Source organism: Chitinophaga pollutisoli, assembly GCF_038396755.1.
Lineage (GTDB): Bacteria > Bacteroidota > Bacteroidia > Chitinophagales > Chitinophagaceae > Chitinophaga > Chitinophaga pollutisoli.
On the sequence record NZ_CP149822.1, the window covers coordinates 3,366,239 to 3,390,167 of the forward strand.

19 protein-coding genes and 1 pseudogene are annotated in these 23,929 nt (G+C 53.4%); 10 read left to right on the forward strand and 10 right to left on the reverse strand.

Annotated elements, in window-relative coordinates; translation table 11 throughout:
• Nucleotide 1: 1 nt before the first annotated feature.
• Complete coding sequence (locus WJU16_RS14055) at nucleotides 2-3,094, reverse strand: TonB-dependent receptor (protein WP_341834129.1); 3,093 nt, start codon at nucleotides 3,092-3,094, stop codon at nucleotides 2-4.
• A gap of 298 nt (nucleotides 3,095-3,392) precedes the next feature.
• On the opposite strand from WJU16_RS14055, the gene WJU16_RS14060 reads away from it, so the two are divergent.
• Nucleotides 3,393-4,028, forward strand: a complete 636-nt coding sequence (locus WJU16_RS14060) for a hypothetical protein (RefSeq protein ID WP_341834130.1) — start codon at nucleotides 3,393-3,395, stop codon at nucleotides 4,026-4,028.
• Between the two features lie 7 nt (nucleotides 4,029-4,035).
• Here WJU16_RS14060 and WJU16_RS14065 read toward each other — a convergent pair whose 3' ends face one another.
• From WJU16_RS14065 to rlmD, 7 genes are all read right to left on the reverse strand, one after another.
• Nucleotides 4,036-4,647, reverse strand: coding sequence for a DNA-3-methyladenine glycosylase 2 family protein (locus tag WJU16_RS14065; RefSeq protein WP_341834131.1), 612 nt, complete (start codon nucleotides 4,645-4,647; stop codon nucleotides 4,036-4,038).
• 9 nt (nucleotides 4,648-4,656) lie between these two features.
• Nucleotides 4,657-6,153: a cysteine--tRNA ligase gene (cysS, locus tag WJU16_RS14070; RefSeq protein ID WP_341834132.1), complete on the reverse strand. Its 1,497-nt coding sequence runs from the start codon at nucleotides 6,151-6,153 to the stop codon at nucleotides 4,657-4,659.
• 86 nt (nucleotides 6,154-6,239) lie between these two features.
• On the reverse strand, nucleotides 6,240-7,304 hold the full coding sequence (locus tag WJU16_RS14075) for an endonuclease/exonuclease/phosphatase family protein (RefSeq protein ID WP_341834133.1): 1,065 nt from the start codon (nucleotides 7,302-7,304) through the stop codon (nucleotides 6,240-6,242).
• 181 nt (nucleotides 7,305-7,485) lie between these two features.
• On the reverse strand, nucleotides 7,486-8,556 hold the full coding sequence (locus WJU16_RS14080) for an endonuclease/exonuclease/phosphatase family protein (protein WP_341834134.1): 1,071 nt from the start codon (nucleotides 8,554-8,556) through the stop codon (nucleotides 7,486-7,488).
• Between the two features lie 74 nt (nucleotides 8,557-8,630).
• Nucleotides 8,631-9,593: a rhomboid family intramembrane serine protease gene (locus tag WJU16_RS14085; protein WP_341834135.1), complete on the reverse strand. Its 963-nt coding sequence runs from the start codon at nucleotides 9,591-9,593 to the stop codon at nucleotides 8,631-8,633.
• An 18-nt stretch (nucleotides 9,594-9,611) separates the two neighbouring features.
• Entirely contained in the window at nucleotides 9,612-10,439 is an 828-nt protein-coding gene (locus tag WJU16_RS14090) for a rhomboid family intramembrane serine protease (protein WP_341834136.1), read from the reverse strand.
• A 61-nt stretch (nucleotides 10,440-10,500) separates the two neighbouring features.
• Nucleotides 10,501-11,931: a 23S rRNA (uracil(1939)-C(5))-methyltransferase RlmD gene (rlmD, locus tag WJU16_RS14095; RefSeq protein WP_341838669.1), complete on the reverse strand. Its 1,431-nt coding sequence runs from the start codon at nucleotides 11,929-11,931 to the stop codon at nucleotides 10,501-10,503.
• A 17-nt stretch (nucleotides 11,932-11,948) separates the two neighbouring features.
• Here rlmD and WJU16_RS14100 point away from each other — a divergent pair, with 17 nt between their 5' ends.
• From WJU16_RS14100 to WJU16_RS14115, 4 genes are all read left to right on the forward strand, one after another.
• Nucleotides 11,949-13,349, forward strand: coding sequence for a redoxin domain-containing protein (locus WJU16_RS14100; protein ID WP_341834137.1), 1,401 nt, complete (start codon nucleotides 11,949-11,951; stop codon nucleotides 13,347-13,349).
• Nucleotides 13,350-13,446: 97 nt separating this feature from the next.
• Nucleotides 13,447-14,145 (forward strand): porin family protein, encoded by a 699-nt coding sequence (locus WJU16_RS14105; protein WP_341834138.1) that lies wholly within the window; start codon nucleotides 13,447-13,449, stop codon nucleotides 14,143-14,145.
• A gap of 81 nt (nucleotides 14,146-14,226) precedes the next feature.
• A complete protein-coding gene (locus WJU16_RS14110) occupies nucleotides 14,227-14,841 on the forward strand; it encodes a porin family protein (RefSeq protein WP_341834139.1) in 615 nt (204 codons plus the stop codon).
• Between the two features lie 308 nt (nucleotides 14,842-15,149).
• Entirely contained in the window at nucleotides 15,150-15,851 is a 702-nt protein-coding gene (locus WJU16_RS14115) for a porin family protein (protein ID WP_341834140.1), read from the forward strand.
• 201 nt (nucleotides 15,852-16,052) lie between these two features.
• Here WJU16_RS14115 and metF read toward each other — a convergent pair whose 3' ends face one another.
• The gene (metF, locus tag WJU16_RS14120; protein WP_298707444.1) at nucleotides 16,053-17,006 is read right to left on the reverse strand and encodes a methylenetetrahydrofolate reductase [NAD(P)H]; all 954 of its coding nucleotides are present in this window, start codon (nucleotides 17,004-17,006) and stop codon (nucleotides 16,053-16,055) included.
• Nucleotides 17,007-17,154: 148 nt separating this feature from the next.
• Between metF and lptB the strand changes: the two genes are divergently transcribed.
• The 4 genes from lptB (at nucleotide 17,155) to WJU16_RS14140 (ending at nucleotide 21,944) form a co-directional block, all read left to right on the forward strand.
• Nucleotides 17,155-17,922: an LPS export ABC transporter ATP-binding protein gene (gene lptB, locus WJU16_RS14125; RefSeq protein ID WP_341834141.1), complete on the forward strand. Its 768-nt coding sequence runs from the start codon at nucleotides 17,155-17,157 to the stop codon at nucleotides 17,920-17,922.
• A 29-nt stretch (nucleotides 17,923-17,951) separates the two neighbouring features.
• Nucleotides 17,952-19,475, forward strand: a complete 1,524-nt coding sequence (locus WJU16_RS14130) for a GH3 auxin-responsive promoter family protein (protein WP_341834142.1) — start codon at nucleotides 17,952-17,954, stop codon at nucleotides 19,473-19,475.
• Nucleotides 19,476-19,535: 60 nt separating this feature from the next.
• Complete coding sequence (gene fabG / locus WJU16_RS14135) at nucleotides 19,536-20,285, forward strand: 3-oxoacyl-[acyl-carrier-protein] reductase (protein ID WP_298707450.1); 750 nt, start codon at nucleotides 19,536-19,538, stop codon at nucleotides 20,283-20,285.
• A gap of 129 nt (nucleotides 20,286-20,414) precedes the next feature.
• Entirely contained in the window at nucleotides 20,415-21,944 is a 1,530-nt protein-coding gene (locus WJU16_RS14140; RefSeq protein ID WP_341834143.1) for a sulfatase, read from the forward strand.
• Nucleotides 21,945-22,099: 155 nt separating this feature from the next.
• On the opposite strand, the pseudogene WJU16_RS14145 reads toward WJU16_RS14140, so the two are convergent.
• Nucleotides 22,100-22,816, reverse strand: a pseudogene (locus WJU16_RS14145) (SMP-30/gluconolactonase/LRE family protein); the annotation flags it as partial.
• A gap of 57 nt (nucleotides 22,817-22,873) precedes the next feature.
• Between WJU16_RS14145 and WJU16_RS14150 the strand changes: the two are divergent.
• Nucleotides 22,874-23,926 carry a nucleoid-associated protein gene (locus WJU16_RS14150; RefSeq protein WP_341834144.1) on the forward strand — a complete coding sequence of 351 codons (1,053 nt, stop codon included), beginning with the start codon at nucleotides 22,874-22,876 and terminating at the stop codon, nucleotides 23,924-23,926.
• The last annotated feature ends 3 nt before the right edge of the window (nucleotides 23,927-23,929 follow it).

Below are 23,929 nucleotides of genomic sequence, written 5' to 3' on the forward strand. Positions count from 1 at the left end.
TTTATAAAGTGAGGTTCAGGCCAACGTTGAAGATGCGCGTTTGCGGATAGAATTGTCCGCTGCCGGAGGGAGACTCCGGGTCAAAGATCTTCACCTTGTCAAACGTAACCAGATTCTGCCCGCTCACGTAAATACGCAGGTCTTCGATGTTTACGCGCTTGCGGAGGCTTTCAGGAATGGTGTACCCGATCTCCACCGTTTTCAAACGCAGATAATCGGTGTTCCAGAACCAGAATGTATTGGGCCGGCTCACCCAGTATTCTTTATCGCGGTCATATGGCCGCGGCATGCTGCCGTCGGGATTTTCAGGCGTCCAGCGGTCGGAGGCGATCTTCATCGGGAAGTTACCGATCAGGCCGGATTCCGTGCGGATGTACTGGCTGGAACCGGTGGCGCCCTGCCATAACATGGTAATGTCGAAATTCCGGTAATTCGCAGCCAGGGTCAGCCCATAGTTCCAGGTTGGGTATTCCGAACGGTCGATGCGGATACGGTCGAGGTCGTTGATCACACCGTCGCCTTTCCCGTCTTTGGTCGGAAGGTCTTCGAAAATGATGTCGCCCGGCCGTGCGCCACCCACACGCGGGTAGCTTTGCACATGCGCGTCATCCCGGAAAATGCCGATAGCTTTGTAATACAGCGGTGCGCCAATCTGCTTACCGGTCACCTTTTGCCATTCGGGGGTGTTCGGCGCTTCGTCCCAGTTTACGATTTTGTTTTTCGCGTGGGAAATGTTGGCGATGATCTCGTAAGTGAATTTGCGCACGGTGCGCTTGTGCGAAAGGTGGATGTCCACGCCTTTGTTCTTCACTTCGCCGATGTTTTCGTCGGGCAGCGTCATGCCGGTATACAGCGGGATGGAAGCCTGGCGGGGCGCGAGGATGTCTTTACGGTGCGTGTAGAAAAATTCCGCTTCCAATCCGATCAGTCCGTTGAACAGCTTCGTTTCCAGCGCGATGTCGGTGTTGTTGGAGCGCTCCCAGGTGATGTAACGGTTGGGAATGGTAGATGGGTTCACCGCGCCGTTGGGCGTTCCGCCGAATACGGGCCCGTTGGAGATGAGGTTGTACGTTTGGAGGTACTGGAACGGGTTGATCAGGTCGTTACCCATCTGCCCGTACGATGCCCGGATCTTGAAATAATCCATCGTGGTACCGAAAGTGGATTTCCAGAAAGGCTCACTGCTCATCACCCATCCGGCAGACACGCCGGGGAAGAAGCCGAACCTGCGCCCTTCAGGGAAGTTCTGCGATCCGTCGTACCGCCAGTTGAAATCAAACAGGTATTTCTCGGAGAAGTTGTAGGAAAAACGGCCGAAGTAGTTAAGGCGCGCGTATTCGAACCCGCTTCCGCTGTTGTCTTTCTCATCGTTGGACCCTGCATTGATCTGGTCTACGATGCCGGAAAGAAAGTATTTCCTTCTCAGCCAGGCCGCATCGCCTTTCTGCTCACTGCGCTCAATCGCGAAAATCGCGCCCACGTTGTGTTTGCCGAAAGCGCGGAGATAGTTGATCTTACCGTTGAGCGTGATATTCTGTCCCTGGTTGAACCACTCATCGAGCTCGGGCGCGGATACGCCGCGGCTGGACCCGGAAACCTGGGGTTGTCCGTTACCGTCGAAACCATTAAAGGAATACAGCGTCCAGGGTTTGATGAAGCGTTTGTTGAAGTTGAAGCTCTGGTCGAGCGCGAAGTTGGCGTCGAGGAAGAGCCCTTCCACTTGCGGGATGTACAGGATCGCGCCGAGGTTTGAATTGATGACGTAGGTTTTATCGCGCTGGTAGCCGATGGCGTTGGTGCTGGTTACCACCGGATTGTCGCCGTACTCTATATCCGGTCCTGGGAGCCCGTTGGGCCAGATGGCGGCTTCTGTCGGGCGCCCGCGGAGCAGCGCGCGGAAGATGGAACCGGCGCTCCTGGGCGGGAAATTCCTGTCTTCGAGCCGGCCCGCCACGTCGAGGCGAACGGTGAAGTACTTGTTGACGTTGGCGTCCAGGTTGATGCGGACGTTATGCTGCCGGTATTTGGTGGCGCTTTCCTTGAAAATCCCGTCCTGGAAAAGCGTGCCCAGCGACATGAAATAAATGAACTTGTCGGACCCGCCGCGTAGCGAGAGGTCGTGACGGTTCTGGCTGCTGAGGGGTTTCACCACCGCGTCCACCCAATTGGTGTTGGGGTGCGTCCAGGGGTCGGAGCCGGAAGCGAACTTCTGGATGTCTTCGTCCTTGAAGGGCGCCGCCGCGCCGGAATTGACGTTGATTTCGTTCACGATCTTCGCGTAAGTTGGCGCATCGGCCATTTCAGGGATACGCGTGGGCTGGGTGAAAGCCTGATTGAAGCTGTAACTCAGCGAAGGCTTGCCCGATTTACCGCGTTTGGTGGTAATGAGGATAACCCCGTTGGCCGCGCGCGACCCGAAAATCGCCGCCGAAGCGTCTTTCAACACCGAGATATTCTCGATGTCGTTCGGGTTCAGCCGCTGGAACCCGTCGCGGGGGATACCGTCGATCACCACGAGCGGATCAGAGTTGTTGAAGGTAGAGCGGCCGCGGATGAGGATGCGGGAGCCATCGTACCCGGGCTCACCGCTGTTATTGAGGGCCATCAGCCCGGAAACGCGTCCCACCAGCGCGTTGGAAACGTTCACGGTGGGGGCCTGCTTGATTTCGTCGCCTTTCACGGTGCTCACCGATCCGGTTTTGGTGACTTTCTTGGTCGTGCCGTACCCTGTTACCACGTACTCGTCGAGCTGGCTCTCGGTCTCTTTGAGCGTGATGGTGACCGTGGTGGCGCCCTGGATAGGGAACTCCTGCGTTTCGTACCCGATGAATTGCACTACCAGTACGGCATTGGGCTCCACGCCGGGCAGCGAGAAAATCCCTTTTTCATCCGTAACCGTGCCTTTGGTCGTTCCCTTCACGACAACCGTCACGCCGGGCAGCGAAACGTTCTTGGCGTCCCTGATTTTACCTCTGACCGTGAGTTGCTGGGTGGATTGGGAAGTGGATTGAGCGTGGGAGACGGGCATGTCTCCTGAAAAGACGGCGAGCACAGCCATGAGCATGGCTCCGCCATAACGTGGAATTCTTCGCATAACTGTAACGTGTTAGGTTTGGGTCAAAAAAATAGTAACTGGTCTGGTGACGATTCAGACACTCGATTCAGATGTTTGATTCAGATTTTCGATTCAGATTTTTAATTAAACAATAAAGGTTTTCAATTACACGGATTTTCAAACAACACAGGTTTTTCCAAAGATTCAGATATATAGCTCGATTCAGATCGATCGTTAAGTTATCAAGTTTTTCTTTAAATATTTTCTAAATAAGTGTAAATAGTACATAATGAACTTTAGAAAATATCCGGTAACTTAGTACTGTTACTGCATATTCATGAAAGTGAGACTATTATTGGCCGCGGCAGCATTGGCCATCGTTTCCTGCAAAAAGGATAAGAGCGCGGAAGATCCGTTTAAAGGTCATACCTGCGATTATGCGCCGTACTCCGACGGTGCGCTGTTTTCTTACAACACCGTCGACGGAACCGACGATACGCTCCGCTTTTCCCTCAAAGCCACCGGCGACTCCACCCTGAATGGCGAAGTTTGGCGGGTGATGGAAAATCTCGATGACGGGAAGGAAGGGCTGTTCCGCTGCGGAAACGGTATTTATGAGCAATTCGCCGACTTCTCCAACGTCGCCGGCGGCACCGCTGATCCCATCCGCAGCGTTTACCTGCGCGATAATATAAGCCTCGGCGGCTCCTGGACCGAAACGGTACTGGTGGATATCTCGTTCGTGGGGCCGGTCAACGCCACGCTCACCCACACCATAATGCAGAAAGGAACGATGAAAGTGGTAGCCGGACAACGTTTCGAGAATGTGATCGGTGTGCGCACCGAAGTATCGATCCCGCCGCTTGTTCCCGCGCAAACGATCCTTACCAGCTTTTACGCGAAAGGCGTGGGGCTGATCGAAGCCGATACGCAGCTGGATACGACGTACATCGTTACCTATAATATTCCCTGATTTTAAGTCATATTTCACCATCCTTCCAGGCCCAGAGGTAACGGCACGCGTGTGTGCGGTAGGGCGCCCATTTGGCGGACAGTTCCAGCAACCGGATGCGGTGCTGTTTCTTGTCGGCGGGGTCCAGCTTGTAAAGCAGCGTCATCGCCTGCTGGATGCCGAGATCGTCAGGGGAGAAAATATCTTCGCGGCCGAGGTAAAACATCAGCAGCATTTCGACCGTCCACCGGCCCACGCCTTTGATGCGGGTGAGGTAGGCGATCACTTCTTCGTCTGTCATTTTGCGCAGGCGTGCATCGGTGAGTTTTTCTTCGATCACGAAGCGGGCCACGTTATGTACATAGGAAACTTTCGCGTTGGAAAGGCCGATGGCGCGGAGGGTTTCGGGCGGTGTGTCGAGAATTTGTTGGGGTTTGGGTTCCTTGCCGCCGTACAGCGCCAGGAATCTGCCGTGGATCACCTCCGCCACGCGGGTGGAAAGCTGCTGGCTCATGATGGAACCGATTAGCTTCAGCGCGACGTTTTTCCGCACCGGCAGCACGGCCAGCGGGGCGGAGACGATCTTTTGCAGTTTTTTATCCTTACGAAGATGCTGAATATAAACTTCGTGCGGTGTCATATTTTGTCATTAATCGATAGCGTAAGACACGGTTCCGTCTTTCTCGTCTTTCAGCTGGATGCCGATCGCCTGCAGCTGGTTGCGGATTTTGTCGGAAGTCGCGTAATCTTTCCGGCCTTTGGCTTCTTTCCGGATATCGATCAGGAGCTGCAGCACGCCGTCGAGTTTGCCGGTGTCGGCGGTTTCTTCGGAGCGCATCCCCAGGATATCGACGAGGAACGTGTGCCAGGTGGCTTTGAGCAGGGCGAAAGTGGTTTCGGCGATCTCGTGCATCTTCACTTGTCCGCCGCGGAGCGAATTGATCACAGGGGCCAGTTCGAAGAGGTTAGCGAGCACGCGCGCGGTGCTGATATCGTCGTTCATGGCGGTGGTGCAATCCTCGCAGAAGGCGCGTACCTGTTTGTCGAGTTCTTCATTGATGGCGGCTCCGTTGCCGGCGTATTCCAGTTTCTGGAGCGTTTCGAAAGCGGCCCAGAGGCGTGCGAGCCCTTTTTCCGCGGCCTGCAGCGCTTCGTTGGAGAAGTCGAGCGTGGAGCGGTAATGGGTTTGCAGGATGAAGAAACGGATCGTCATGGGGCTATAGGCCTTTTCCAGGATCGGGTGCGTGCCGGCGAAGAGGTCCGTCAGCTTGATCACGTTGCCATAGCTTTTTCCCATCTTCCTTCCGTTGATAGTGATCATGTTGTTATGCACCCAGTACCGGGCCATCATATCGCCGTGCGCCACAGTGCTCTGGGCGATTTCGCATTCGTGGTGGGGGAACTGGAGATCCATGCCGCCGCCGTGAATATCGAACTGCTTGCCGAGGTACTTGCCGCTCATGGCGGAACACTCGATGTGCCAGCCGGGGAAGCCGTCGCCCCAGGGGCTGGGCCAGCGCATGAGGTGCTCGGCCGGGGCTTTCTTCCATAACGCGAAGTCGACTTTGTTCCGCTTTTCGTCCTGGTTGTCGAGCTCACGGGTGGTTTCCAGCTGGTCTTCGATGACGCGGCCGCTGAGGATGCCGTAATGGTGCTGTTCGGAGTATTTTTTCACGTCGAAATACACCGATCCGTTGGCTTCGTAAGCATAGCCGTCGGCGATGATCTTTTTGATCATTTCGATTTGCTCAACGATGTGGCCGGTGGCGGTAGGCTCGATGCTGGGCGGGAGGTTGTTGAATTGTTCCATGGCCCAGTGGTAGAGATTGGTATATTTCTGCACCAGTTCCATGGGCTCCAGCTTCTCCAGCAGGGCGCCTTTGGCGATTTTATCTTCCGCATCCCTTCCTTCTTCCTCAAAATGCCCTGCATCGGTGATGTTGCGGACGTATCTCACTTTGTAGCCCAGGTGCAAGAGGTACCGGTACAGCACGTCGAACGTGATGAAGGGGCGCGCATGACCCAGGTGCGACTCACCCGAAACAGTGGGCCCGCACACATACATGCCCACGTGACCGGGGTACAAGGGTGTGAAAATTTCTTTTTGTCGGCTTAGGGTATTGTGTAGTTTAAGCTGTTCTGACATATCAAAAGGTTCGAGGGGCGAATTTCGTATTTTATCACCCTAATTTCGAATTTTTTAGCCAAAAGGCGCCCACAAACTTATGAAGCCTATTCGTCCTCCCCGAGCCGCAGGTTGGTGATCACGGGGTAGTGATCGCTGAGATCGGTCTGGATGGTGCGGAAGCCGTGAATGGAAAATGCGGGGTCTGCGAAGATGTAATCGATGCGGAGCGTGGGCGAGATGCCGGAGAATGTTCGGCCGATACCGCTGCCTTTTTGCAGGAACGCGTCGTTCAGGTTGCCGCGGATGGTATAATAGGTGTAGCTGGCCGGCGTGTCGTTGAAATCACCGCAAACCACCACCGGGTGCGGACTGTTGCGGATGAAACCGGCTACGATATTTGCCTGGCGGCTCCGGCGGATATAAGCGTCGCGCATCTTGTTCATAATACCGCGCGTGGCCACAAGCCCCGTATCTTTCTGGGCTTTCACTTTGTTGATCGACTGGTAATCTTCCTTGTTGAATCGGAAGGATTCGAGGTGCATGTTCACGATGCGGATGGTATCGTCTCCCTTCAGGATATCGGCGTAAATGAGGCTTTCGCCCAGCGGGCCGCTGGACAATTTCACTTTATCGGATTTGATGATGGGGAATTTCGAGAAGATGATGGACCCCCAGTGCTGGGTGCCATTACGGTTAAAATCGCTCGAAAAAAAACGGTGCGGCATGTTCAGCTCCCGCGAAATATCCTCCCGGTTATTGAAATCGTTCTTCTTTTCTGAAGTGTAAAAATCCTGCAGGCACAGCACATCCGGCTCATGCCGCTCTATCAGTCTGAAAATGGAATCCCGCACGGGCTTGCTGTTCTTTTGACTATATAACCCGAATAAAGCCACGTTGAAACTCATGACGTTGAAGCTCCCGTCCGGCCGGTCGGCCGTATCCCAGTTCTGCGGCCAGCGCAATGCCACGAACGACGAAACCGACTTCCAGCCCAGCAGCATGGCTACCAGCGGGATGAGCGCGTATCGAGCGTGGAAAATCAGCCAGAAAACGAGAAACAATACGAGGATACCCAGCAGGAAAGGGAAACCCAGCGTGAGGAAACTGATCGGCCAAAACCTTTCCGGGGAAATAAAAGGGACCAGGCAGGCAAGCAGAAAAAACACCACAACAAGGATATTTACCGTCAGGAAAAATCCTTTTGTAAAAAGTCGTAAAAATTTCAACAGGTCAAATGTTTGGCTGCTATAAATTTAAGTCATTAATTGACAATACGTTAATAATTGTAAAGTCGGGTTGTGGAACAGTCGGTTTCGTATGTGAAAACTCTTTATTGTGTGACAAACGCAGTTACGGGCGAAGCGATAGACGCGTCATAACGGGGAAATGTTGCAATTCTTTCGCGGGGTAAACTTTCACCGATTCCACCTGGAAGCGTTGGTCGGGCAGGATATAATCGATGCGCAGGGTGGGAGAGATGGCGGCGAAGGTTCTGCCGATGCCGAAGCCGCGTTGCAGCCAGGCGTCTTGCAGGCGGTTGCCGCGGACGGTGCGGTAGGTATAAGACAGGGGCACGTCGTTGAAATCGCCGGCCACGATCACGGGGTGTTTTGCATAGTCGATTTCGTTATTCAGGATATCCGCCTGCCGGGCGATAAGTTGTTTGGTTTGCCCGCGCCCGCCGAAGGGAAGCAGCGCCCGGCCAATGTTGTATTGGTCGCTGTCGAGCTGGTACGACGCGAAGTGTGCGACCAGCAGTGTCGTAGTATCTTCATGGATGCGGAGGTGCACCCGCACGAGGTCCTCTTTCCGGCTGAATCCGCCGTGGAATTCGATGCGGGCCGTATCTATGATGGGAAAGCGGGAGAAAACGACAGTGCCGTAAAACCAGGTTTTCCAGTTGATATAATGCGGCGCGAAGTAGTGGTAAGGATATTTCCCTTTTTCGGCGATCTTTTCGAGGTGATGACTGAGGTCGGGACGGGTATTGGTGTAAAATTCCTGGATGCAGAGGATGTCAGGGGAAGCTTCGGCGAGTGAGGCGTAGATGCGATTTACGACGAGCGAATCGCTTTTGTAATTGACGAGCCCCATGCTGCTGGAGTTGAACGTCATGACAGTGAATGACTTATCTCCGGGTTCCACCTCGCCGCGGAGGCCGCCTACGGCGAAGTACGGGAGCACGCCACGGAGCGAAATAAGCACCGCCACGAGGAGAATTCTCCATTCTTTCCGTTTCATCACCAGCCAGATGGCCAATATGAGGATGGAAATAACGAAGAAAACGGGGAACATGGTGCCGGCGAGGCCGATGGGAGGAAAGCCGACGGGTCTGAACATGGGCAACCAGGCGGAGGCGACCAGCAAAAATGCCAAAATAAAAGTTCCGATGCGGGGAAGGCGAAGCAGCAATGATTTCATGACGGGTAACGGGGTATGGGATTGTTTCCATACTAAGATACATCAGCCGTCGTGGATTTTCCGTAAAATCTCTGTTATTCGTCTTCGCGGCTGGCGCGGATGAGAATTTCACGGTCTTCCGGGGAGAGGCTTTCCATGCCCTGATCGTTGATTTTGTCGAGGATTTCGTTGACGCGATGCTCCGGCACATGGCCCACTTTTACGAAGGGAACGGGGTTGCGGGAGGGTGGCTCGGGGAAGGTGGCGGCTTCCGTGCTAGCTTTGCCGCTCAACTTTTTTGGATCGAAGAAATGGGTGATGTGATAGAATACATCAAAAGCTTTATCGCCGAAGCGGCTGCCGTTTTTAAACGCGATCGCCAGCAAAGCGCCTGCGATGGCCCCTCCAGTCATGAAAGCGAGGTGGCTGATGCTGCCGTCGCCCACAGAAACGGACGCCAGGTGCAATAGGAGGAAAATACCGAAGAATATCCACACTGGTACCCCGCCGCGCCATAGCTGCGGAAACACCCGGAGCCCCGGCGAAAGGAATGTAACGCCCGCCGCCATGGCCATCACGCCGGCGTGCGCGCCCATGATCCCGGTGCCCGCCGTCACCGCCGGAAATACCCCCGGCAACAGGTTTACCGCGGCCATATAAGTGGCGTAACCGGCGAAGCTGCCAAGCACATATACGACGGGGATCTGCTTGTAACCCGCGCGCTGCTGGAGAATGGTGCCGAACACGAACAGCCAGACCATATTGCTGAAAATATCCCAGAAATCCATGTGCGCGAACATCGCGGTGAGCAAGGTCCACGGTTTGGATAACAGGGTGGAAGGCGTGGCCGAAACGATCGTGTTGGACAGGATGTCGCGCACGAAGGCGGGCTCGCCGTACTCTTCCATGAGATAAATGATCTTGATGAAGTACAGGAGAATGAAAACGGTAATGTTCACTAGCAGAAGCTGGGTTACCATGTTTTTTTCTTCGCCCAGGGACAGTCCCGGGGTCCGCTCTTTTTCTGCTACTTCCATGGCGCTGGTGTTTGTATGCAAAAATACGATTTTAAAAGGTCAATAACTGCGCGGGCTGCTTCTTTCCCGCCATATTTTCAACAGGATATACGCGAAAAGCGCCCCGCCCAGATGCGCAAAATGCGCTACGTTGTCGCCTGCCTGATTCTTGAATCCGACATACAATTCCCATAATATGTACCCGCCGATGAAATATTTTACTTTGATCGGGAAGGGGATGGGGATGATGAACAGATATTGGTTGGGGTATAAATACCCGAAAGCGAGCAACACCCCAAAAACCGCACCGGAAGCGCCTACCGTGGGAACATTTCTGTATTGTTCCACAAAAACGGAGACGAAATGCCGGGCCTGCCACACCATTTGGTCGGAATCCGGCGGCAGTTGCGACCAGGCTTCCACATAGCTTTGCATCTGGTCGAGGTTGTATTTGCTGACGATCACCCGGAAATTATCGAGCGTGGGTTGATCGTAAAACTGCTGGGCCAGGCTGGTCAGCTGCATGTTTTCATACGTGAGCACGGCTTCGTGGCAAAGAGCCGCGCCGAGGCCGCAGATCAGGTAGAAATTGAGGAAACGCTTCGGTCCCCAGCGGTTTTCGAGCGTGGAGCCGAACATCCAAAGGGCGAACATGTTCGAGAAAACATGCAGGAAATTGCTCTCGTCGTGCAGGAACAGGTGGGTGATGAACTGGTGTGGCCGGAAGTGCTCGGAACCCCAGTACCGCAGCCCGAGAAAATCGCTCAGGCTGAAACCGTACATGCTTTGCAATGCCACCTGGGCCAGCCAGACAACAACGTTAATGATTAACAAATACTTGATGACCAGGGGTAATACCTGGAATCTTCCGGGTCTAAACTCGCTCATGACCGATACTTGTTCTTGATGATTATTGTCAATCTCATTTCCACGCTTCTTTCTGCAATGATTAATATTTACGCTGCAGCAGCACTACGTTCTCGATATGGTGGGTGTGGGGGAACATGTCCACCGGCCGCACCCTTTCGATGGTGTATTTTTCGCTCAGCAATGCGAGGTCGCGCGCCTGTGTGGCGGGGTTGCAGGACACGTACACGATCCGGGGCGCCGCCACTTCCAGCAGTTTGGCCGTCAGTTTTTCGTGCATGCCCGCGCGCGGAGGGTCGGTAATGATGACGTCCGGCGCGCCGTGGGCGGCGAAAAACGCATCATCCGCAATGTCGATCACGTCTCCCGCGAAAAATTCCGCATTGGCCACGCCGTTGGCAGCCGCGTTTTCCTTCGCGTCGTCAATCGCTTCCTTAATCAGCTCGATGCCCACCACTTTCTTCGCCTGCCGCGACACAAAAATCCCGATGCTGCCCGTTCCGCAATACAAATCGTACACCGTTTCCTTACCGGTAAGCCCGGCAAACTCACGGGTCACTTTATATAAGGCCTCGCCCTGGTAGGTATTGGTCTGGAAAAAGGACTTGGGACCGATTTTGAACGTGAAATCCTCCAGTTTTTCCTCTACATATCCCTTGCCAAACCAGATTTTCGGTTCCAGGTCAAAGATCGTGTCGTTCTTTTTCGGATTGATGGTGTAAAGCAGGGTGGTGATGGCAGGAACCTGCTCCAGCAGATGGTCCAGCAGGCCTTTCAGCGCTTCGTCTTCGTGATGGACAACGAGATTGGCCATTACTTCACCGGTGGAGCAGACGCGCAGCACGAGGTTGCGCAGCCAGCCCTGCTGCTGGCGGATATCGTAATAAGAAAGGTCATGCTTTTCGGCATAAGCCCGGATGGTATTCTTGATGAGATTGGCCGGCTCCTCCATGAGGTGGCAGGTATTTATATCCAGCACTTTGTCGAAAAGGCGCGGGATGTGGAAACCGAGAGCGTTGCGGCGGGGAATTTCTTCCCCTTTGGCCGGCATTTCCGCGTCTGTCAGGTAGGCTTTGTTGGAAAAAGTAAACTCCAGTTTGTTGCGGTAACGGCGGGTATGCTCCGCGCCGAGAATGGGTTCCAGGGGCGGGAAGCTGAGGTGGCCGATCCGGCGGAGATGATCTTCTACCTGCTGTTGCTTGTATGCCATTTGTTGTTCGTAAGGCAGCATCTGCCATTTACAACCTCCGCAAAGGCCGAAATGTTCGCAGAAAGGCTCCGTCCGCTGCGGAGAATAGCTGCGGATGTGCGTGGCCTTGCCTTCGGCCCAGTCTTTTTTATTCTTCGACAGGCGGACATCCACCACATCGCCGGGTACCACGCCGCCTTCAAGGAATACGACCTTACCGTCGACCCGCGCAAGCGCTTTGCCTTCCGCGGCATAGCCGGTTACGGGTACATTTTCAAGTACTACATTTTTTTCCTCACGGGTGCAAAGGTAGGACGGTTTTATTTACTTTTATTGTTCCTATGCAAAAACTGCTATCTCTCCTGCTTGGCTGCCTTTGCAGCGTTTCGTCCCTATCCGCGCAGGGTTACCAGATCTCTGTTACGCTCCGGAACATGCAGTCCGGCACGCTTTACCTCGGTCATTACATGGGTAAAACCACGTATGTGATGGATTCCGCGCAGATCAACGCCCAGGGAACCGCGGTGCTGAAAGGCACGGAAACACTTCCCGGCGGCATTTACCTGATCGTGCTGCCCGGCAAGCAGCAATATTTTGAGATGCTGCTGGACAAGCAGCAGCGTTTCGCCATACAGGCGGATCCGGCAGACCTGTCGGGGGCCACTTTCACGGGGAGCCCTGATAACACGCTCTTCAGCGACTACAACACCTTTATCCGCGACAATACCCGCGACCTCCAGGCGAAATCCGCCGCGGCCCGCACCCCGCAGGACTCCGCCGCTATCCGGCCCCTGTCCGAAGCGTTCGGCAAGAAACTGAACGAATACCGGGCGGATGTGATCACGCGAAACCCGACATCCCTCCTCGCCAGCCTCTTCAAAGCCATGAAGGAACCGAAAGTACAGCCCATCCCCATAGGGCCCGACGGCAAACCCGATTCCACCTATCCCTACAGATATTATAAAGCACATTACTGGGACGAGTTCAACCTGGCCGACGGCCGCCTGGTGCGCACGCCCATCCTCGAAGCGCGGCTCGAGCGCTATTTCAAGCAACTGGTAGCGCCGCTGCCGGATTCCATCATCGTGGAAGCGGACCAGATTCTCGCCAAAACGAAGAAGGACAAGGAATCATTCAAGTTTACGCTCTGGTGGCTCACGCATACTTACGAAACGTCGCCGGTCATGGGAATGGACGCGGTGTTTGTGCACCTGGTGGAGAAATATTACGTGACCGGTGAGGCGTTCTGGATCACGCCGGATTATAAAGAAAAGATCATCAGCCGCGCTTATACGATCGCCCCGAATCTGATCGGGCAGCAGGCCGCGCCCCTGGAACTGAAAGATACCGCCGCCCGCAATATTTCGCTGTACGGCATCAAATCCAAATATACCGTCGTCGTTTTCTGGGACCCTACCTGCGGCCATTGCATCACCGAAGTGCCGAAGCTCGACTCCGCCTGGAAGGCCAGCTGGAAAAACAAAGGGGTCACCATGCTGGGGGTACGCACCGACGGAACGCAGGAAGAATGGATCAAGTTCATCCGCGACCACAACATGTCAGGCTGGATCCATGCCTGGGACCCGGGCTATACCACCAACTACCGTAAAACCTACGACGTGTACGCAACGCCCGTTGTGTACCTCCTCGATGAGCGGAAAAAAATCCTGGCCAAACGCCTTGGCGTAACCCAATTAGATGAATTCCTGCAACGGGAAGAATCGGGCCTTAACCGAAAATGACCGCGTATAATAGCCTGTGCATCAGGTCTTTAAAACGACTTTGATATGCTTTGGCACGTTCTTTGGAATTCACCAGTCATCACCAAAACTTTAGGTTATGACGAAAAAGATGATGTTAACTTGTGTGGCGATCGGCATGTCGGTTGCTGCAATGGCCCAGGTCAGAGTAGGTGTAAAGGGCGGTTGGAACGTGGCCAACATTTCCGACGCCAACAGCGGCTCTGTTGATAAAGGCCGCTCATATAATTCTTTCCACATCGGCGCCATCGCGGACATTCCGCTTTCTCCCATCCTCGCTTTGCAACCCGGCGTTTTTTATTCTGGTAAAGGTACCAAGATCGAAAGGGGAGAAGAGGGCAGCCTGGCCTACTTCAAAACGACCACTAATCCCAGCTACATAGAAATCCCCGTCAACTTTGTGGGTAAAATTCCTGTAGGTACGGATACCCGCATCTTCCTCGGCGCCGGTCCTTACGCGGCATTCGGCGTGGGAGGCAAGAACAAGTATGAGTCTACCGTGGCGGGCGTGAAAACCACCGGCGAAAGCAATATCAAGTGGGACGACGATACCCCGTTCAACGACGGCGACCCTAATCAGGGTTATGACAAGTACAAAAGGTTTGATTACGGCGGCAACCTGCTGGCGGGTGTAGAATTCGGAAACTTCCTGGTGTCCGCCCAATATGGGCTTGGATTCGGTAAAATCCTTTCAGGGACCGACAACAGTTCCGACGATAAAGGCAAGAACCGTGTCTGGAGCTTTTCAGTAGGCTATCTGCTGGGCCGGAGCAAATAAACAATTTGAGCCATACAGCAGTTTATAGTTAATGCTTTTCATCCGTAACGCAACATTTTCCTAAAACAACAAAAACATAACATGAAAAAAGTTCTCTTGTCCGTTGCTGCCATGTTGATGGCAGGCGCCACATTCGCCCAGGTACAATTTGGGGTGGTGGCGGGACCGCAATTCTCCAGCCAGACGTATAAAATTAACGGCAACAAGGAGACCAGCGATTTATTAACGGGCCTGCGTGCAGGTGTTACCGTGGATCTTCCGCTGGCAGACGAGTTCTTTATCCAGCCGAGCCTGTTATATTCAGGCAAAGGCGGCAAGGAAACAAACGGCAATCTTGAAGGAAAGATGCGTATCCACTACCTGGAGCTTCCGGTGAACTTCATGTTCAAACCTGAAGTTGGGGCGGGTAACCTTTACCTCGGCGCAGGGCCATACCTGGCCATGGGCCTGGGTGGCAAGATCGAAGGGCAGGCCTGGGGCATCACGGGCAGCCGCGATATCGACTGGGACAATGACATCAAGCGTTTCGACGCCGGCGCCAATCTCCAGTTTGGCTACGAGTTGCCGCAGGGCCTGAACTTCGGGCTTTATGCCGACCTTGGCCTCGTGAACATCAGTCAAAATGGCAACAGCGACAACTCCCGCCGCAACACTTCTTTCGGTGTAACGCTGGGTTATAAGTTCGCTGGCCGTTAACGGCCGTATCATCGCACCCCGGATATACAATAAAGGGTCAGTTGCGGACGCATATCCCATCTGACCCTTTCTTTTGATTATCAATTGATAAGCTGTTTTATACCGTTGACCCACAAAAAATGCCGATTTAAGTTAACAATTGGTTATTGTAGCTGTTTATACAATGTGACTCAATCTTCTTTGCCTTATTTTCGCGCCTCAATACAGAGGACAGAGAGAGACGAATTAGGACCCCTAACCGAATAGACCTCCAATATATTTCGATTATGCCAGCCCGAACGATTCGTCGCCCCTAAAAACCATTGACTATGAAAAAAGCTTTACTCGTGTGTATGCTATTGTACGCGGCCCCGGGAGTATTTGGACAGGTGAGTATAGGAGTACGGGGAGGTTTTAACGCATCTAATATTGAATTCGGCGGAGGCGCCGGAGAAACGATCGGAACAGGTTACATGAAACCGTTATATGGTTGGCATGCAGACCTGATGTTCAACATTCCGGTGGCCGGCAGGTTCTATTTACAGCCGTATTTACGTTATATCCGCAAGGGCGCAACCATCCGGGACCAGCCCTGGCTGAAGCCGGACATTCCCGGTCTGACGGTAACCTGGGGCAGCAGCATGGAACTGGATTACCTCGAATTACCGGTTAACATGGTGTATAAATTGCCGGTGGGCCGCGGCCACCTCGTGGGTGGCGTTGGACCGTACGTAGGATATGGTCTGAAAGGAAAATATAATTACAGGTTGATGCGCAACGGTGTGGAAGAAGCGCGCGAAGTGCGGAAGGTCCGGTTTTCGGATAGCGGGGGCGACGCCTCCACGATCCGGATGCAACCCTGGGAAGCCGGGGCGCATTTGTCCATCGGGTATGAATTCTTCAGCACGTTCACGATCGCTGCCAATTGCAATATTGGTCTTACCGATATCGACCGGGGTAACGACGGGCGCAGCCGTAACCAGTACCTCGGCCTGAGCATGGGATTCCTGCTCAACCGGGAAGATTACTGATACATCATTTGGGCTTAGGCCAAAAAAGAGGGATCTCCGCGCGGAGGTCCCTCTTTTTTATTTTTTATCCCCGGGTAGGGGTAAGGTGAATGGCAGGCGTCATAATACCAGCAATACATCACCAATAAGTTTTCTAAACAAAGGTGTGACAGTTATAGGGAAACACAGCCATTGCGTATCCACGCAATGGTTTTTCCGTTTTTAGAGGATGGAAGATACCACCTGCTGCACCACTTTGGGTTTGCCCAGCGTATAATAATGAAGCACGGGTATGCCGGCGGCCTTCAGCTCTTTCGACTGCTGGATGAGCCATTCGGTGCCTACCAGTTCCACATCCTTGTCGGTTTTGCATTTGAGCACCTCGTTGGCGAACTCGTCGGGCATGTCTACATGGAAAATGCGCGGCAGAACGGTCAGTTGCTTTTTGGAAGTGAGGGGTTTGAGGCCGGGGATGATGGGGACGGTGATCCCGTTTTCGCGGCATTTGGCTACGAAATCGAAGAATTTTTTATTGTCGAAGAACATCTGGGTCACGATGTAATCGGCACCTCCGTCTACTTTTTTCTTCAGGTAATTCATGTCGGTCTGCAGGTTGGGGGCTTCGAAATGCTTTTCGGGATAGCCGGCCACGCCGATGCAGAATTTGGTTTTGATGCCGCCCTGGAGGTCTTCTTCCAGATACATGCCGTTGTTCATGTTCACCACCTGCTGGAGCAGCTCGGTGGCGTAGCGGTGGCCGTTGGGATGGGCTTCGAAGAAGGTTTCGTTCTTCGGCGCGTCGCCGCGGAGTACCAGCACATTGTCGATCCCGAGAAAGTTCAGGTCGATGAGGGCGTTTTCGGTTTCTTCTTTGGAGAAGCCGCCGCAGATGAGGTGGGGAACGGCGTCTACCTTGTAATGGTTCATGATGGCGGCGCAGATGCCCACGGTGCCGGGGCGCTTGCGGATCTCCACCTTGTCGAACGAACCGTCGGCCCGCTTCTTGAACATATGCTCGCTGCGATGGTAGGTCACATTGATATATGCCGGGTTGAACTCCATCAGCGGGTCCAGATGTTCCCAGATGGAATCAATGCTTTTCCCTTTGAGCGGCGGCAGGATTTCGAAAGAGATCAGGGTATCTTTCGCCTGGGCGATATGTTCGGTGACTTTCATGTTAGATAGCGCTTTCTGTAAAAGCCCCGCAAAAATAATATATCCCCCAATAATTAACTAATAGCCAATAAATGGTTAAAATACTTCATCTATTGCCTAAAACCGTTGTCCATTCGCCGATTTTATTATTTTTGCCGAGATTCTAACTATGGCATTAAGGATACATACGCAGCAATTGGTGAAGCGCTACCGGACCAGAACGGTGGTGAACCACGTTTCGGTGGAGGTGACGCAGGGCGAGATCGTAGGGCTGCTGGGCCCCAACGGCGCGGGTAAGACCACTACTTTTTACATGGTAGTGGGGCTGATCAAGCCGGATGAGGGAGAAGTGTTCCTCAACGACATTAATATTACCAAACTACCCATGTACAAACGGGCGCAGATGGGTATTGGCTACCTTCCCCAGGAAGCCAGCGTATTCCGCAAACTCAGCGTGGAAGACAATATCTCCGCCGTGCTGGAAATGACGAAGCTGACCAAAGCGGAGCAAAAAGACAAGCTCGAAAGCCTCCTCAGCGAATTCCGTTTGCAACACGTGAGGAAAAGTCCGGGCGACGTACTTTCCGGCGGAGAGCGCCGGCGTACCGAGATTGCGCGCGCCCTGGCGGTGGACCCCAAGTTCATCTTGCTCGACGAGCCCTTTGCCGGCATCGATCCCATCGCCGTGGAAGACATCCAGGGCATCGTAGCTAAACTCAAATACCGCAATATCGGCATCCTGATTACCGACCACAACGTACAGGAGACACTTTCCATCACCGACCGCGCCTATCTGCTCTTTGAAGGCAAAATCCTCAAAGCCGGGTCCGCCGAAGAACTCGCGGAAGATGAACAGGTGAGAAAAGTGTATCTTGGCCAGAATTTCGTGCTCCGAAGGAAAGACTACCTCGACGAAGCCGCAAAACAAGTAGAATAACCTATCACAAAACCCTGCTATAAACCGGTATGAAGATATTAAGTCCAGCGCTGTCGCAATTGGCCAGACTACGGATGGGGCGCATAGAGCACTTTATGCAATACCCCCTGCAGGTGCAGCAGCAGGTTTTCCAGAACCTCCTGAGCGCCGCGCAGTACACCGAGTTCGGCAAGCAGTTCGGATTCTCCAAAATATATAAGGTCGACGAATTCAAGCAAAGGGTGCCCGTGCACACTTACGAAACCATGAAGCCTTATATCCAGCGCGTCATGGAAGGCGAGCAAAACGTTATCTGGAACACACCTATCAAATGGTTCGCGAAATCTTCCGGAACCACGGCCGACAAAAGCAAGTTCATCCCCGTATCCGTTGAAAGCCTCGACGAATGCCACTACCGCGCCGGCCGCGACGTGTTTTCCCTGTACTATAATAACTTCCCCGACGCCGACGTGCTTACCGGCAAATCGCTCGTCATCGGCGGAAGCCACCAGGTCAACAAACTCTCCCCCGATTCCGACAGCTATTACGGCGACCTGAGCGCTGTGATGCTCCAGAATATGCCGTTTTACGGCAACCTCCTCCGTACGCCCGACCTCTCCATCGCGCTGATGGACGAGTGGGAAGAAAAAATCGAGCGGATGGCCAAAGCCGTGATCCACGAAAATGTGACCTCCATCGCCGGTGTCCCCACCTGGACGATCGTGCTCATCAAGCGCATCTTCGAGCTCACCGGTACCGACAACCTGGCCGACGTGTGGCCGAACCTGGAGGTGTACATGCACGGCGGCGTGAGCTTCACGCCATACCGCGAACAGTTCAAAAAGCTGATCCGCAAGCCCGACATGAATTACCTCGAATCCTACAACGCTTCCGAAGGCTTCTTCGCCGCGCAGGACGTGATCGGGGAAGAAGGGTTGCTGCTGTTCCTCCAGCATGGCATTTTCTATGAATTCATGCCGATGGAAGAGCTGGGGAAAGAGTTCCCGCGGACGTTGCAGCTGCACGAAGTGGAGCTGGGCAAGAATTACGCGCTGATCATCAGTACCAACGGCGGCTTGTGGCGCTACCTGCTGGGCGATACGGTGCAGTTTGTTTCGCTTGCGCCCTATCGCATCCGGGTGAGCGGGCGCACGAAGTCTTTCATCAATGCCTTCGGGGAAGAACTGATCGTCGACAATTCCGATAAAGCCATCGCTGAAGCCTGTGCGGCCACAGGAGCCGTGGTGAACGATTATACCGCCGCGCCCATCTATTTCAGCGAAGGCGAAGCCGGCGGGCACGAGTGGCTCGTAGAGTTCGAGCAGCAGCCTTCCAGCATCGACGCGTTTATCGACGTGCTCGACCGCTCCCTTAAAACCATCAATTCCGATTACGAAGCCAAGCGCCATAAAGATATGGCCCTGCGACGCCCCACCTTGCACCCGCTGCAGCCGGGCACGTTTACGGAATGGCTTAAAAGCAAGGGAAAGCTGGGCGGCCAGCATAAAGTACCCCGCCTGAACAATGAAAGAAACGTGCTGGAAGAAATCCTCCGGTTTATTGAAAAACAATAGGGAAAGGCGTAATTTAGATACCTTCGCCCATCAGACTAAAGTTAAAACTACACAGTTACAATGAAATTACTCGACAACAAAGTAGCCATCGTTACAGGTGCCAGCCGCGGAATCGGTGAAGCGATTGCCCTGAAATTTGCAGAACATGGCGCAAATGTTGCTTTTACGTACGTAAGCTCAGACGAAAAAGCAAAAGCGCTCGAAGCCAGGTTACAGGCCCTGGGCGTGAAGGCAAAAGCATATAAGAGCAATGCAGGCGTATTCGAAGAGTGCGAAGCGTTGGTGAATGATGTGGTGAAAGAGTTTGGCACTGTTGATATTTGTGTGAACAACGCCGGGATTTCAAAAGACAACCTCATCCTCCGCATGAGCCCCGAACAGTGGGACGATGTGATGGACGTCAACCTGAAAAGCGTTTTCAATATGACGAAACTGGTGGTGCGCCCGATGATGAAAGCCAAAAGCGGCAGCATCATCAACATGAGCTCCATCATCGGAATGAAAGGTAATGCGGGCCAGAGCAGCTACGCGGCATCCAAAGCAGGTATAATCGGATTCTCGAAATCGATCGCGCAGGAGCTGGGCAGCCGTAATGTGCGCGTGAACTCCGTGGCGCCGGGATTCGTTGAAACCGATATGACGCACTACCTGAAAGATGGTGAAGGCGCGAAAAACTACCTCGATAAAATTCCCCTGGGCAAATTCGGTTCGCCGGAAGATATCGCCAACGTGTGCCTCTTCCTCGCTTCCGACATGAGCGCCTATGTAACCGGGCAAACACTGAGCGTTTGCGGCGGTCTGAATACCTGATAAATTCACATCTGAATAGCGGAAAAGCTGGCCTTTGGGTCAGCTTTTTTTGTGCGGGATGATAGAGGCGTCAGGATATGTCAGACATATTCTTGGAATAAACTAAATCCCGTATTAAATTGGCGGTGTATGATAAAGATTATCCGCATCGCCGTTGCCTGCGCCTTGCTGGCAAGCGCCCTTCCGCTGAAAGCCCAGCGCAAGCCCAATATTGTGCTCATCATTTCCGACGATCATGCCTACCAGGCCATCGGTGCCTATGGCGGCAAGAACGCCCGAACGCCCAACATCGACCGGCTCGCGCGGGAAGGCGTGAAATTCAACCGAGCCTACGTTACGAATTCCATCTGCGGCCCCAGCCGTGCCGTGATCCTCACCGGGAAACACAGTCACCGCAACGGATTCAAGGATAATGAACACTCCCGCTTCGACGGCAGCCAGAACACTTTTATCAAAGAACTCGGCAAAGCCGGCTACAATACCGCATGGGTCGGGAAATGGCACCTGGAAACCCGGCCACAAGGGTTTTCCTATTGGCAGATCCTCCCCGGCCAGGGCGCATATTATAACCCCGACTTCCTCATGATGGACGGCTCCCGCAAACAATTCGACGGGTACGTGTCCAACGTCATCGAAGATGAAGCCGAAAAATGGCTCAACGCCCGTGACACCACCCAGCCCTTCTGCCTCGTCATCGGCCACAAAGCCACTCACCGCACCTGGATACCCGACACAACCGACATGGGCGCCTTCGAAAACACGAACTTCGAACTGCCGGATAACTTCTTCGACAAATACGTCGGCCGAGAAGCCGCCAAAGTCCAGGAAATGAGCATCTCCGAATCCATGCGGATGGGATATGACCTGAAAATGTTCGGCGACAGTGCCGAAGCTAACCGCGAAGGTAGCATCAAACGCATGAACCCCGCCCAGCGCGCCAAATTCGACGCTTTCTACGGCCCCATCGCAGAAGGCCTCAAAACCGTCCGGTTTACCGCCGAAGGCTTCGCCCAATGGAAGTTCCAGCGCTACATGCGCGACTACATGAGCACCGCCCTCTCCCTCGACCGCAACATCGGCCGTACCCTCGATTACCTCGACCAGCACGGCCTTTCCGAAAATACCATCGTGATCTATATGTCCGACCAGGGCTTCTACCTCGGCGAGCACGGCTGGTTCGACAAACGTTTCATGTACGAAGAATCCTTCCGGACGCCCATGGTCATGCGCTACCCCGGCAAAGTGAAGCCCAATTCGGCCAACAATGATTTTGTCATGAACCTCGACATCGCGCCCACTTTACTCGACGCCGCCGGCGTAAAAGCCCCGGAAGACATACAAGGCAAATCCTTCCTGCCGGTACTCGCCCGAAAGGAAAAAGCGCGCAAAACCATGTATTACCACTACTACGAAAACGGGGAACACGCAGTTTCTCCGCACTTCGGTGTGCGTAACGAACGTTATAAACTCATCCGGTTCTACACGCGGGTAAACGGCTGGGAGCTGTATGACCTGAAAAAAGACCCTTCCGAGATGACGAACCTCATCAACAGCAAAAAACACGAGAAAATAAAGAATAAAATGATGGCCGAACTGCAAGCCGAAATCGGCAAATATGGCGACACCGACGCCATGGCCATCATGCCGAAAGATTTATAAACCCTTACCGGGAATCTCCGCACGGAAAACTTCCATGCATTTGCGATCCTGCAGCGTAACGTAAACCGTCCGGCCGTCGTGCCCGCCGAATACGAGATTGCTGCAGGATTTCCCTTTAACGGAATCTCCCGGAACACTTCGCCGTCGGGCCGAAGCATGGCGATGGTCCCTTTGCCGTAACGTGTTACGTACAGATTGCCTTCGCGGTCGGTTTTCATACCGTCGAAGCCGAAATCGGGGAACTCGGCGAAGAGGCGTTTGTTGGAGATATTGCCGGAGTCATCCACATCGAATTTCCAGATTTTGCGCTGTACGCTTTCATTCACGTACAGGATCTTTTCATCGGGGCTCAGGCAGATGCCGTTGGTGGTACCCATGTTGCCGTCGAGGAGGGTTGGCGTGCCGTCGGGGTCGATCCGCCAGATCTGGCCGGTACCGTTCTTCCAGCTGGGATCGGATGCGAAAAGCTGACCTTGGGCGTTGATGCAGAAATCGTTGGGCTGGTTGAATTGATCGGAATGACAGAAAACGCTGATATTTCTGGTTTTCATGTTCACTTTCAATATGTTATGCCCCACGAAGTCGGCCAGCAACATATTTCCTTTCCGGTCGAAAACGATGCTGTTGGCGATGCTGCTGTCTGGCAGCTCTACGAACACGGTGCCGCGGCCCGTATGCGGACTGATGAGGCCCACGGTGCCGTCGTGCTTGAAATTCACCACGAAAAGCCGGCCCCGGCTATCGAAATTCGGCCCCTCGATATTGGTGGAAAACATGTTTTCCTTTGTGAGGTCGTGGGCAATGTAGGGTACGTTCTGCGCGAAAACGGGAATCGTGAATAGTGACAGGAGGACAGTTGCAAGGCGTTTCATTCCGGTAAATTAATTTTTTTGCCGTAAAATGGGAAATGCCCCTAATTTGCAGCCCGTATGATTCATGTATCGGATATCAAAGACCTGGAACTGCTCACCATCCACAAGGTTGGCAACGGTAATAACGACGAGCCCCTTGTGCTTTCCCAGCAACCGCTCGAACTGCAGGACGAAACCATCGGCACCCTGCTCCTCAGCTATTTCATCCAGCCGTTCGCCAACGCGGCGGAATATTTCCGCTTCACCCACGAAGCGGATATCCAGCTTAATGAAGTCTATAAATATTGCAGCCTCATCTTCGAAAACAAGGAAAATTTCCAGGATCAGTCCGTCAACATCGCCAAGCATCTCTATAAACATTCCACCCACCCCAAAATCAAGGGCGGGGAATTATACATCACCCATTTCAGCAAATGCCAGGTGGACGGGGAGGAAGTGGAAGCCATCGGCATCTTCAAATCCGAAAACCGCGACACGTACCTGAAAGTGTTCCTCAACGATGATAACTACCAGCTCAATTACGACGACGGTATCAACATCAACAAACTCGACAAAGGCTGTCTGATCTTCAATGTGGAACAGGAAGAAGGATTCAAGGTGAGCATCGTGGACAGCATCAGCAAACAGAACGAAGCCGTGTATTGGAAAGACGCCTTCCTGCAGGTGCAGCGCCGGGAAGACAGCTACCATCAAACCGAAACGATGGTGGACCTCTGCCAGCAATTCATCCAGAAAAAGCTGCCCGAAGAGTTCGAAATGTCGCGCATCGACCAAATCGAATTGCTGAAAAAATCGGCCACTTACTTCAAGGAAAAGGAAGAATTCAAAATGGACGAATTCGCTGAAGAAGTGCTGGGCCACCCCGATGCCGTGGACGCTTTCCGCGACTACCGCGAACATTACAAAAATGAATACAAACTCGACGTGCCCGACGAGTTTGAAATCAGCAATCCCGCATTCAAAAAGGGGCAGAAATTCTTCAAAAGCATCCTCAAACTCGACCGTAATTTCCATGTGTATGTACACGGCAACCGCGAGCTGATCGAGCGCGGATACGACGAGGAGCGCCAGATGCAGTATTACAAATTGTATTTCGAGGAAGAGAAGTAGCGG

Bases quoted from the DNA above. Each gene is read 5' to 3' on its own strand.
- WJU16_RS14140 (WP_341834143.1), top strand. From the start codon at position 20,415: ATGATAAAGATTATCCGCATCGCCGTTGCCTGCGCCTTGCTGGCAAGC.
- WJU16_RS14100 (WP_341834137.1), top strand. From the start codon at position 11,949: ATGCAAAAACTGCTATCTCTCCTGCTTGGCTGCCTTTGCAGCGTTTCG.
- metF (WP_298707444.1), bottom strand. From the start codon at position 17,006: ATGAAAGTCACCGAACATATCGCCCAGGCGAAAGATACCCTGATCTCT.
- lptB (WP_341834141.1), top strand. From the start codon at position 17,155: ATGGCATTAAGGATACATACGCAGCAATTGGTGAAGCGCTACCGGACC.
- WJU16_RS14080 (WP_341834134.1), bottom strand. From the start codon at position 8,556: ATGAAATCATTGCTGCTTCGCCTTCCCCGCATCGGAACTTTTATTTTG.
- cysS (WP_341834132.1), bottom strand. From the start codon at position 6,153: ATGTCAGAACAGCTTAAACTACACAATACCCTAAGCCGACAAAAAGAA.
- WJU16_RS14065 (WP_341834131.1), bottom strand. From the start codon at position 4,647: ATGACACCGCACGAAGTTTATATTCAGCATCTTCGTAAGGATAAAAAA.
- fabG (WP_298707450.1), top strand. From the start codon at position 19,536: ATGAAATTACTCGACAACAAAGTAGCCATCGTTACAGGTGCCAGCCGC.
- WJU16_RS14150 (WP_341834144.1), top strand. From the start codon at position 22,874: ATGATTCATGTATCGGATATCAAAGACCTGGAACTGCTCACCATCCAC.
- WJU16_RS14115 (WP_341834140.1), top strand. From the start codon at position 15,150: ATGAAAAAAGCTTTACTCGTGTGTATGCTATTGTACGCGGCCCCGGGA.
- WJU16_RS14110 (WP_341834139.1), top strand. From the start codon at position 14,227: ATGAAAAAAGTTCTCTTGTCCGTTGCTGCCATGTTGATGGCAGGCGCC.
- WJU16_RS14055 (WP_341834129.1), bottom strand. From the start codon at position 3,094: ATGCGAAGAATTCCACGTTATGGCGGAGCCATGCTCATGGCTGTGCTC.
- WJU16_RS14130 (WP_341834142.1), top strand. From the start codon at position 17,952: ATGAAGATATTAAGTCCAGCGCTGTCGCAATTGGCCAGACTACGGATG.
- WJU16_RS14090 (WP_341834136.1), bottom strand. From the start codon at position 10,439: ATGAGCGAGTTTAGACCCGGAAGATTCCAGGTATTACCCCTGGTCATC.
- WJU16_RS14060 (WP_341834130.1), top strand. From the start codon at position 3,393: ATGAAAGTGAGACTATTATTGGCCGCGGCAGCATTGGCCATCGTTTCC.
- WJU16_RS14105 (WP_341834138.1), top strand. From the start codon at position 13,447: ATGACGAAAAAGATGATGTTAACTTGTGTGGCGATCGGCATGTCGGTT.